Annotated in this window: 7 protein-coding genes and 2 pseudogenes; 1 reads left to right on the top strand and 8 read right to left on the bottom strand. The window is 42.4% G+C overall.

The annotated features are described in order from the left end of the window. Positions 1-207: 207 nt before the first annotated feature. Complete coding sequence (gene mtaB, locus AC058W_RS05215) at positions 208-1,539, bottom strand: tRNA (N(6)-L-threonylcarbamoyladenosine(37)-C(2))-methylthiotransferase MtaB (protein WP_118609286.1); 1,332 nt, start codon at positions 1,537-1,539, stop codon at positions 208-210. Between the two features lie 338 nt (positions 1,540-1,877). On the opposite strand from mtaB, the gene AC058W_RS05210 reads away from it, so the two are divergent. Then, complete coding sequence (locus tag AC058W_RS05210) at positions 1,878-2,114, top strand: HPr family phosphocarrier protein (protein WP_117675114.1); 237 nt, start codon at positions 1,878-1,880, stop codon at positions 2,112-2,114. Between the two features lie 47 nt (positions 2,115-2,161). On the opposite strand, the pseudogene thiI reads toward AC058W_RS05210, so the two are convergent. The 7 genes and pseudogenes from thiI to dnaK all read right to left on the bottom strand — a co-directional run. Continuing rightward, positions 2,162-3,345 (bottom strand): annotated as a pseudogene (gene thiI, locus AC058W_RS05205) (tRNA uracil 4-sulfurtransferase ThiI). Positions 3,346-3,502: 157 nt separating this feature from the next. Continuing rightward, positions 3,503-4,657, bottom strand: a complete 1,155-nt coding sequence (locus tag AC058W_RS05200; protein ID WP_117844070.1) for a cysteine desulfurase family protein — start codon at positions 4,655-4,657, stop codon at positions 3,503-3,505. 170 nt (positions 4,658-4,827) lie between these two features. Then, positions 4,828-5,574: a 16S rRNA (uracil(1498)-N(3))-methyltransferase gene (locus AC058W_RS05195; RefSeq protein WP_118136578.1), complete on the bottom strand. Its 747-nt coding sequence runs from the start codon at positions 5,572-5,574 to the stop codon at positions 4,828-4,830. 4 nt (positions 5,575-5,578) lie between these two features. After that, the gene (prmA, locus tag AC058W_RS05190) at positions 5,579-6,532 is read right to left on the bottom strand and encodes a 50S ribosomal protein L11 methyltransferase (protein ID WP_117844068.1); all 954 of its coding nucleotides are present in this window, start codon (positions 6,530-6,532) and stop codon (positions 5,579-5,581) included. Positions 6,533-6,634: 102 nt separating this feature from the next. Then, positions 6,635-7,219, bottom strand: coding sequence for a phosphatase PAP2 family protein (locus tag AC058W_RS05185; protein ID WP_242986739.1), 585 nt, complete (start codon positions 7,217-7,219; stop codon positions 6,635-6,637). A gap of 318 nt (positions 7,220-7,537) precedes the next feature. Further along, a complete protein-coding gene (gene dnaJ, locus AC058W_RS05180) occupies positions 7,538-8,722 on the bottom strand; it encodes a molecular chaperone DnaJ (protein ID WP_479389793.1) in 1,185 nt (394 codons plus the stop codon). Between the two features lie 119 nt (positions 8,723-8,841). Further along, a pseudogene (gene dnaK, locus AC058W_RS05175) lies at positions 8,842-10,474 on the bottom strand (molecular chaperone DnaK); the annotation flags it as partial.

The following is a 10,474-nucleotide window of genomic DNA, read 5'->3' as shown; positions in this document are numbered from 1 at the left end:
CTGATTTATTTTCGCAGAACCTTTCAGTTATCGCATTATCTCGTACCTTCACGCACTTCGCAATAATTCATCGTTTCTGCTATGTATTGCAAATTTCGTATACAATACACATATATTCTTCTATATTTTAATATAATTCCATCTATTCTGCAACCGCAAATTTGTTGCAGTCATTAGCAAGTTAACAGTTACTGTTCGCTTTGTACCCTATTCCGTACACAGTACTCCTCCGGTCAATGTATGATTTTTCAGAAATCTCTCAGCTTTTACAGTAATTATGTCATTTACTCCATAAGCATCCTGTTTTCTTACTGCTGTTTTAATATATTCCTTGCTGTGACCGATATACCACTGTTCTCCATTAATCTCTACTTCTTCCTCAAGAAGAACTTTCAGTTCACTGCCAATCATGGATTCCTCATATTCTCTTGCATGTTCTTCATTTAGTGCAAGCATCTTATCGCTTCTGACAGCTTTCTGCGCTTCTGTCAACTGACCTGACATGGCGGCAGCCTTCGTTCCATGACGACGGGAATATTTGAAAATATGTGTCTCATAAAAATGGATACTTTCCACAAAGTCATAGGAAGCCTGAAAATCTTCCTCTGTTTCCATCGGAAAACCAACAATCACATCTGTTGTAAGTGCCGGATTTTTAAAGTATTTTCTCAGAAGATCACATTTCTCTGCATATTCTGTGCTTCTGTATCTTCGGTTCATTCTTTCCAGAGTTGTGTCACATCCGCTCTGCAAAGACAGATGGAAATGTGGGCACATCTTCGGCATAGAGGAAATCGTTCTGGCAAATTCCTCCGTAATGATTCTCGGCTCCAGAGAGCCCAGACGGATTCTCTCGACTCCTTCTACCTCATGTACAGACTGAATCAGTGAAAGCAGTGTTTCTCTTTCTTCTTCCGGGAAATCTACTCCATATGAACTTAAGTGGATTCCTGTGAGTACCACTTCCTTATATCCCTTGGCAGCAAGTGCACGGACTTCATCCATTACCTGTGCAATTTTACGACTTCTTACACGACCTCTTGCATACGGGATGATACAGTAGGTACAAAACTGATTACAGCCGTCCTGAACTTTAATATATGCACGCACATGCTCTGCTGTGTGATTGATCGCCAGTTCTTCATATTCTTTTGTCTGATTGATATTTAATACATGCTTCTGCTTGGTGTGCTGCTGTTCATATTCCTGCAGCACCTGGACAATATTTCCCTTCTGGTTATTTCCAAGGATCAGATCTACTGCCTCGTCCTTATCCAGTTTTCCCTCATCTGTCTGAACATAACATCCCGTTGCCACTACAATCGCATCCGGATTCATTTTCTTTGCTTTATGCAGCATCTGTCTGGACTTACGGTCTGCGATATTAGTGACTGTACATGTATTGATCAGATAAACATCAGCTCCCGGCTCAAACGGTACGATCTCGTATCCCGCTTCTTCCAGAAGCTGCTGCATTGCCTCTACTTCATAGGCATTTACCTTACAGCCTAAGTTGTGAAGTGCAACTTTTATTCCCATTCTTTTCCTCCTGTTTCTTATCTAAATTTGTAATTCCTTGTTAACTTTGTGACTACTCCGCATTCTGCTATCCTGAGATATGCAAGCCAAAAACTCATTGTCAAAGCTACTTTTCAATGAATTTTGTTTGCAGAATAAATCGCCTGCTCCCGTACAATATTGTTCATTTTTTACAATACTATCGGAACTTTCGTCATTGTTATACATTTTCACTAAATCTTTCTGGAAATTTTATCCGTTTTCACCTTGACTTTTCGCAATACTGCCGTTAAGATGAAAACTGTAAGCTGACAGGCTATCAGGTCAGCAAATAACTATTATTAAGGGAGGTTCTCATAATGAAAACATGTAAAATTTCACTGAACTCTATCGATAAAGTGAAAGCATTCGTTAATGAAATCAGCAAATTCGACTGCGATTTCGATTTAGTATCCGGAAGATATGTAATCGACGCAAAATCTATCATGGGTATTTTCAGCCTTGATTTATCCAAACCGATCGACTTAAACATCCACGCTGATGGCGCTGCTCTTGATACCGTTATGGCAATCGTTAGCAAATATGTTACAGAATAATTTTTTCGCAGTCATTGAGGAACTGGTTTACAGTTCCTCTTTTTCTTTTAGTCAATCTCAATAATCTCAACTGTCTCCAGCGCTGTTTTCATCAGTTCATCAATCTTCTCTTCCAGTTTTGTTTCTGAACGATCGATCACATTCAGGTTTGGCTTTGTAACCGGATGTTTTGCCACAAAGATCGTACAGCAGTCTTCAAATGGCTGGATAGACGTCTCGTAAGTTCCGATTTCCCAGTCGATCTCTCTACAATTTCCTGCTTGTCAAAGCCGATAACCGGGCGGTATACAGGAAGTGTGCAGACTTCATTGGTAGCGGCAAGACTCTGTAATGTCTGGCTTGCAACCTGTCCGATACTCTCGCCTGTGATCAGGCCAAGGCATTTGCTCTGTTTTGCAAAATGCTCTGCAATACGCATCATATAGCGACGCATAATGATAGTCAGCTCATCATGTGGACACTGATCATAAATGTAAAGCTGGATATCTGTAAAGTTTACTACATGGAGACGAATCGGTCCACTGTATTTTGCTACCTGTTTTGCCAGATCTACGACTTTCTGTTTTGCTCTTTCACTTGTGTAAGGCGGCGCATGGAAATATACCGCATCAATCTTAACACCACGTTTTGCGATCATATAACCGGCTACCGGGCTGTCGATACCGCCAGAGAGAAGAAGCATAGCTTTTCCGTTTGTTCCGATTGGCATTCCGCCTGCTCCCTTGATTGTCTGGGAATATACATAAATCTTGTCACGGATTTCTACAGAAAGAGTAAGCTCCGGATCATGTACGTCTACGCTTGCATCCGGGAATTCATCCAGAATACGTCCGCCAAGTTCTGCACTGACTTCCATAGATGTGATTGGATAGGACTTCTTTGCTCTTCTTGTATATACTTTGAAGCTTCCATTGTAATTTGGATGGCAGTTCTTCATGTAAGAAACAACATCCTTTGCCATCTGCTCAAATCCCTGCTCCTCATAGATCACTACCGGGCAAATTCCGACAATACCAAATACATGCTGTAACGCATCTACCGTCTCATCATAATCATACTGTTCCGGGCAGAACACATAGATTCTTCCCTGTTCTTTCTTTACTTCAAACTCTCCCTCAATTTTGGAAAGTGCGATGTTCATCTGCTTTACAAGGGCGTCTTCAAAAATATATCTGTTCTTACCCTTGATAGCGATTTCTGCGTATTTTATTAAAAATGCGTGAAATATCATTCTATTCTCCTTTTGTTCTTTCTATCATCTTAATTACACATTGTCTGCATTGCAATGTATCTGCAGCAGCATGCATATCCTGTCACTTTCTGGGTTTCGCCAGGCAGCGATGCATTATCGTCCACTGATAATATCCTGCCGTCAATCTGTTGATCTGTTATCTGCGGGCGTATCGTTTCAACATTGGAAGCACTTCATTTAATACCTCCAGGCAGTAATCAACCTCTTCAAATGTATTCTCCTCCGAGAAGCTGATACGCACAGTATTCTCAATCTGTGCATTGCTCATTCCCATGGCAGAAAGCGTGGCGCTTGGTTTTCTCTTATGGCTGGAGCATGCGCTTCCCGCAGATACAAAGATATTTCTGTCCTCCAATGTGTGAAGCAATACCTCACTTCTGATTCCCAGAAAACTTACACTCAGGATATGAGGCGCACCTTCTCTGACAGGCATTCCATTAATCACTACGTCATCTATTTTGGAAAGCCCCTTTGCCATACGTTCTTTCAGCTGATAAAGATGTTCTATCTTTTCATCAAAATTCTGATACATCATCTTCGATGCCACGCCTAGACCTGCGATTCCCGGCACATTGTCAGTTCCGGAGCGCATTCCATTCTGCTGTCCGCCGCCCAGAATCAATGGCTGCACCTTTGCTTTACTGTTAATGTAAAGAAATCCGACACCTTTTGGTCCGTGGATCTTATGTCCGCTGACAGAAAGAAGATGGATTCCCCATTTCTTCGGATAGATCCGATATTTGCCAAATGCCTGAATTGCATCTACATGATACAATGCTTTCGGGCTCTTCTCCTGAACCATAGCACCGATTTTTTCTACGGGCATCACTGCTCCAGTCTCATTGTTTACCATCATTGTAGATACTAAGATCGTATCCGGTCTTAATGCCTTTTCAAGTGCGTCAAGTTTTACAACTCCGCGCTCATCCACCGGAAGAATCGTCACTTCAAATCCTTGTTCCTTAAGAAAAGCAATCGGCTGACTGACTGCTGCATGCTCTACAGCAGTCGTGATGATGTGATTTCCACTTCTTTTATTTGCAAGCGCGCCACCAATCAGTGCCAGATTATTAGACTCTGTTCCACCGGAAGTAAACAAGATTTCTTTCTCTGTTACTTTCAGTATCTGTGACAAAATTCTGGCAGATTCTTTGACATACCCTTCCGCATCAACACCCTTCTGGTGCATGGCAGATGGATTTCCGAAATCTTCCATCATTGTCTTAACCACGATATCCTTTACTTCTTCAAAGCAGCGGGTCGTAGCTGAATTATCAAAATATGCTTCCATTTTTACTCTCTCTTGTTTCTATATATTATCCTGATATTACTATTCTCAGTAACACCAAAATACCTGAACTTTTCCCTGATCATACAACTTCATATTACTGTTCCCGGTAACAATTAATATTATCTAAGAAAAACCGCAGGTTTTCATTTTCAACTGTTTCTTATTATAACTTACTCATTCTCCAACTGAAACATCAGTACAGACAAAATCGCAAGTCCTGCTGTCTCTGTTCTGAGGATGCGCCTTCCAAGTGTAATGGCATGTGCTCCTGCCTCCAGTGCCTTTGACACTTCTTCTTCCTCAAATCCACCTTCCGGCCCGATGAAAATGCCGATAGACTGTCCCGGTCTGAGCTCATTCAGGATTTCTCTGGTTTCTTTCATTCCCTTTGCAAGCTCGTATGGAATCAGCTTCACGTCTAAATGTCCGGCAAATGCCAGCGCCTCTTTATAAGTCATAACCTCGTGAATCTCGGGGATCAGCATTCGCTTTGACTGTTTTGCCGCGCTCTCTGCGATTTGCTGCCAGCGGGCTACCTTCTTCGCCGCTTTCTTCGCATCCAGCTTCACTACACATCGCTTTGTCTCTACAGGAATCACTGAGAAAGCTCCCAGCTCCACTGCTTTCTGAATAATGAGTTCCATCTTATCTGCTTTTGGAAGTCCCTGAAAAAGATAAATCTTGTTTGGAAGTTCATATTCCGGTTCCTGTGCATAAAGAATATGAAGTAAGACTTCATCCTCTCTCAGTTCTTCTATCTGACAATGATACTCCTTATTGCCGCCATCGCTGATCCAGACATCCTCTCCACATTTCATACGAAGCACGTTTTTAATATGATTCACATCTGTTCCATTGATATGAATACGATGCATTTCTTCCTCGATCTGATAAGGTTCCACAAAAAAACGCTGCATAAGATCAGTCCTTTCTTGCTGTGACAGAAACCCATTCGCCCTGATGTGTTACCTCTACAACCGTCAGTCCTGCTGCCTTCACAGCTTCCACTACTACCTCTTCTTTCACATCAAGAATACCGGAAGTAATATAGTAAGCACCTTTCTTCATCTGATTAACAATCACCGGTGTCAGCGGAATCAAAACATCTGCAAGAATATTTGCTGTGACAATATCATATTTTTCATAGCCTGCCTGATCCTGGATTGCTTTGTCATCGATAATATTTCCAATAACCATGTCAAAAGCCTCATCTGCGATCTGGTTTGCTTCTTTATTCTCTGCAACTGCCGGAACTGCACATGGATCCAGGTCTGTTCCCAGCACATGTTTTGCCCCGAGTTTGAGCGCAACGATACCAAGAATGCCGCTTCCGGTTCCGACATCCAGCATCTCTGTATCCGGTGTCACATATTTCTTTAACTGGCGGATCACAAGCTGTGTAGTCTCATGCATCCCTGTTCCGAAAGCTGTACCCGGATCGATATGCAGGATCATTTTGTCCTTGTCCTCTTCTTTTACTTCTTCCCAGGATGGAACAATAAGAATATCATCTACATAGAACTGATGGAAATACTGTTTCCAGTTGTTGATCCAGTCCTTATCCTCTGTCTGGGACTCTTCGATCGTTGCTTCTCCGATATCCATGAAATTTCTTAAATCATCCAGTGCTTCACGCACATCCTTAAGAATCGCGTCTTTATCAGCATCTTCCTCCAGATAGAAATTCAGATATGCAACACCGTCATCTGCAGGACCTTCCGGCATAATGTCTACAAACATCTGAGCTTTATCTTCCTCTGTCAGTGGCTGCTTGTCCTGAATCTCCACACCTTCGATTCCAACCTCTGCCAGTGTGCTGATTACGATATCTTCTGCTTCTGTTTTCGTTTTTACTGTAAAACGGTTCCACTTCATATATTATTCTCCATTCTTAATTATTTTGTATAATTAACATTTATCCTTACGGTTCGCATACCACTTTATATCTTAAATCGCACAGACAAGTAAGTGGTATAGTTATTTCGAAAACAATGTACCAGAAATCTTTTCAAAAAACTTTCTGAAAATATCATGGTGATTTCCATTGCTGTAAAATCTCCACGACAGTTCCACCAGTCCTACTCCGGCGATTGCATCCACCAGATAATGCTGCTTAAGTACCTGCGTGGAAATAATGATCAGTATTGCAAATATCAGTGAAAAATGCTGATACCACTTCGGTATCTTCTCTGATTTTCTGACTCCCCGCCAGCTCAGCCAGCTTACATAACAGTGAATCGATGGGAATAAATTTGAAGGAGTACTTGCCCCATCCATCATGTAAACAAACTTAAGCAACTGTTCAGACCAGGTATTTCCCACAATCTCAGGTCTTATATTTGTAGTCGGCAAAATCAGAAAAAACACAAAACAGGCAAAATGTACTGTCAGATCTGTCGCTACAAACCGGTAAAAACCGTCCTTTCCTCTCTGTGACGCCAGAATATAATTCACCGCCCAGAAAGGAAATGCCAGCACATAGATCCAGATAAACTGTGGAATCAATGGCACTGCCCTGTCCAGTGATGTGGTAAAATCAAAATGATATCTGTTCGCTGTCAATATGCCACTGCCCCAGTAAATCAGACAATTCAGCACAAAAATACTTATCAGTGGCAAGATTGACCACAACGGGAGATATTTCTCCCGAAAAAACCGAATTTTTTCTTTTTTAGTCAAATACCTCTCCATTTCTCAGGAATCCCTGTCCATGCAACTTGTTGGTACACTAACTACATGGTCATACATTATTTTCTTCTGCTTTTTTTGCCGTTATCTTTCAATATACACGACCACGCAAAAAAAGAAAAGAGGTTTGCCCTCTTTTCTTTAATTTTCTTTCATTTTTCTTTTAAAATCCAATTTTCAAATCTCTGAAAATCAGTCCTCAAAAGTCTCTTTTAATTTATCCATGAAACTCTTTTTCTTCTTTTCGGATTTCTCGGTCCCTTCGGAAGACTCCTTCGGGCGGTTGCCACATGCCGCATCGAATTTACGCAACGCTTCTTTTGCTTCTTCGTTGAGATTGGTCGGAACCTGTACAACGAATGTCACATAATGATCTCCACGTACGTTCTTGTTTCTTAAGGATGGAACACCTTTTCCCTTCAGACGGATTCTTGTATCTGTCTGAGTTCCCGGCTTCACTTCATATTCCACATCTCCATCCACTGTGTTGATACGGACAGTACCACCCAGTGCCGCCTGTGCATATGTAAGAGGCGCAGTGGAGAAAATATTCATATCCTGTCTCTGGAAAATCGGATGACGTGCAACATTTACTTCTACAAGAAGATCACCTCTCGGTCCTCCGTTTGTACCCGGTTCACCCTTCTCACGGATACGAATACTCTGACCATTGTCAATACCAGCAGGTACAGATACCTGAATCTTCTTTCTGGAAGAGGTATATCCTGTTCCGCGGCATGCACTACATTTATCTTTAATGATCTTACCTGTTCCATGACAGTCCGGACAAGTTTGCACATTACGCACCATTCCGAACATGGACTGCTGTGTATATACGACCTGACCTTCACCGTTACATTTCGGACAGGTTGTCGGTGAAGTACCTGGTTTCGCACCTGTTCCATGGCAGGTGGTACATTCGTCCTTCAGTACGATCTCCAGTTCTTTTTCACAGCCAAAGACAGCTTCTTCAAAAGTAATATTTACGCGTGCACGAAGGTTTGCGCCTTTCATCGGACCGTTATTGGCACGTCTGCTTCTGCCACCGCCGCCAAATAAATCACCGAAAATATCGCCGAAGATATCACCCATATCAGCACCGTTAAAATCAAAACCTCCGAAGCCGCCGCCGGCACCTCCGCCACCGTTTTCAAAAGCCGCATGGCCAAACTGGTCATACTGTTTTCTCTTCTCCGGATCACTTAAGATGGTGTAAGCCTCTGTTGCCTCTTTAAATTTCGCCTCAGCCTCTTTATCTCCTGGATTTACATCCGGGTGATACTTCTTGGCCAGCTTACGATATGCTTTTTTAAGTGTTGCGTCATCGGCGCTTTTGTCCACGCCTAAGACTTCATAATAATCTCTCTTATCAGCCATGATTTTAATCCTATACCCGTTTTATTTATAACACAACTATTCAGTGAGAGAGACTCTCCCACTGAACAGTTATTATTGATATTTCCGTTGCAAATCTCTGCTCTTACAGAAATGTCACATTATACTTCTTTGTAATCAGCATCTACAACATCATCGTTGTTTCCTGCATCTGTGCTGCCTGCTGCACCGCCACCCATGTTCATGTCCGGTCCTGCCTGGCCGCCTGCCTGCTGTGTCTGCTCATACATCTTAGCGAACAGTTTCTGAGCACTTTCCATCATCTTCTCCTGAGCAGCTTTGATATCAGCTACCTGAGAATCTGTCATCTCTTCTGCATTTGTAGTCTGGGACAGTAAGTCTTTCAGTGCATTCAGGTCTGCTTCTACAGCAGCTTTATCATTAGCATCAATTTTGTCTCCGGCCTCTTTCAGTGCATTCTCAACCTGGAATACCATGGAATCAGCATTGTTTCTTGTATCGATTGCTTCTTTACGTTTCTTATCCTGTGCTTCGAACTCAGCAGCTTCTTTTACTGCTTTGTCGATATCGGAATCAGACATGTTAGAACCAGCTGTGATTGTAATGTGCTGTTCTTTACCTGTTCCAAGATCCTTAGCGGATACATTTACGATACCATTTGCATCAATATCAAATGTAACTTCGATCTGCGGAACGCCACGACGTGCTGGCGGGATTCCATCCAGACGGAACTGTCCAAGGGATTTGTTGTCTTTCGCAAACTGACGCTCACCCTGTACAACGTTGATATCTACTGCTGTCTGGTTGTCTGCTGCTGTTGAGAAAATCTGGCTCTTTCTTGTAGGAATAGTAGTATTTCTCTCGATCAGTCTTGTTGCAATACCACCCATTGTCTCGATGGACAGTGACAGTGGAGTAACATCCAGAAGAAGGATATCGCCTGCGCCTGCATCACCTGCAAGTTTACCACCCTGGATAGAAGCACCAAGTGCTACACACTCATCCGGGTTCAGGTTCTTGCTTGGCTCTTTGCCTGTTAACTGTCTTACTTTATCCTGTACATGCCGGGATACGGGAAGATTCACCAACCAGAAGTACCTGACCAAGTTCAGATGCTGTGATACCTGCATCTGAAAGTGCACGACGTACCGGTTCTGCTGTCATTTCTACTAAGTCATGTGTTAATTCATCGAATTTAGCTCTTGTAAGGTTCATGTCGAAGTGTTTCGGGCCTTCTGCTGTAGCTGTGATGAATGGCAGATTGATGTTTGTAGTTGTTGCGGAAGAAAGCTCTTTCTTTGCTTTCTCTGCAGCTTCTTTTAATCTCTGAAGTGCCATCTTATCATTGCTTAAGTCAACACCTTCTGCTTTCTTGAACTCAGCAAGCATATAATCTGTGATCTTCTGGTCGAAGTCATCACCACCAAGACGGTTGTTACCAGCTGTGGAAAGAACTTCGATAACGCCATCACCGATCTCGATAACGGATACATCGAATGTACCACCACCTAAGTCGTATACCATGATTTTCTGTTCTTTTTCATTGTCAAGGCCATATGCAAGAGCTGCTGCTGTTGGCTCGTTGATAATACGTTTTACATCAAGACCGGCAATCTTACCGGCATCTTTTGTTGCCTGACGCTGAGCATCATTGAAATATGCAGGAACTGTGATAACTGCTTCTGTAACTTTCTCACCAAGGTATCCTTCTGCATCTTTTTTCAGTTTCTGAAGAATCATAGCGGAAATTTCCTGTGGGGAATATTTCTTGTC

It is taken from the genome of Blautia sp. CGZ-1-C1 (genome assembly GCF_056504575.1).
Note: the sequence above shows the minus strand (reverse complement) of the source record. Positions and strands in the feature narration are given on the sequence as shown.

Excerpts from the sequence above, each read along its gene's own strand:
- mtaB (WP_118609286.1), bottom strand. The coding sequence starts at position 1,539 with ATGGGAATAAAAGTTGCACTTCACAACTTAGGCTGTAAGGTAAATGCC.
- AC058W_RS05210 (WP_117675114.1), top strand. The coding sequence starts at position 1,878 with ATGAAAACATGTAAAATTTCACTGAACTCTATCGATAAAGTGAAAGCA.
- AC058W_RS05200 (WP_117844070.1), bottom strand. The coding sequence starts at position 4,657 with ATGGAAGCATATTTTGATAATTCAGCTACGACCCGCTGCTTTGAAGAA.
- AC058W_RS05195 (WP_118136578.1), bottom strand. The coding sequence starts at position 5,574 with ATGCAGCGTTTTTTTGTGGAACCTTATCAGATCGAGGAAGAAATGCAT.
- prmA (WP_117844068.1), bottom strand. The coding sequence starts at position 6,532 with ATGAAGTGGAACCGTTTTACAGTAAAAACGAAAACAGAAGCAGAAGAT.
- dnaJ (WP_479389793.1), bottom strand. The coding sequence starts at position 8,722 with ATGGCTGATAAGAGAGATTATTATGAAGTCTTAGGCGTGGACAAAAGC.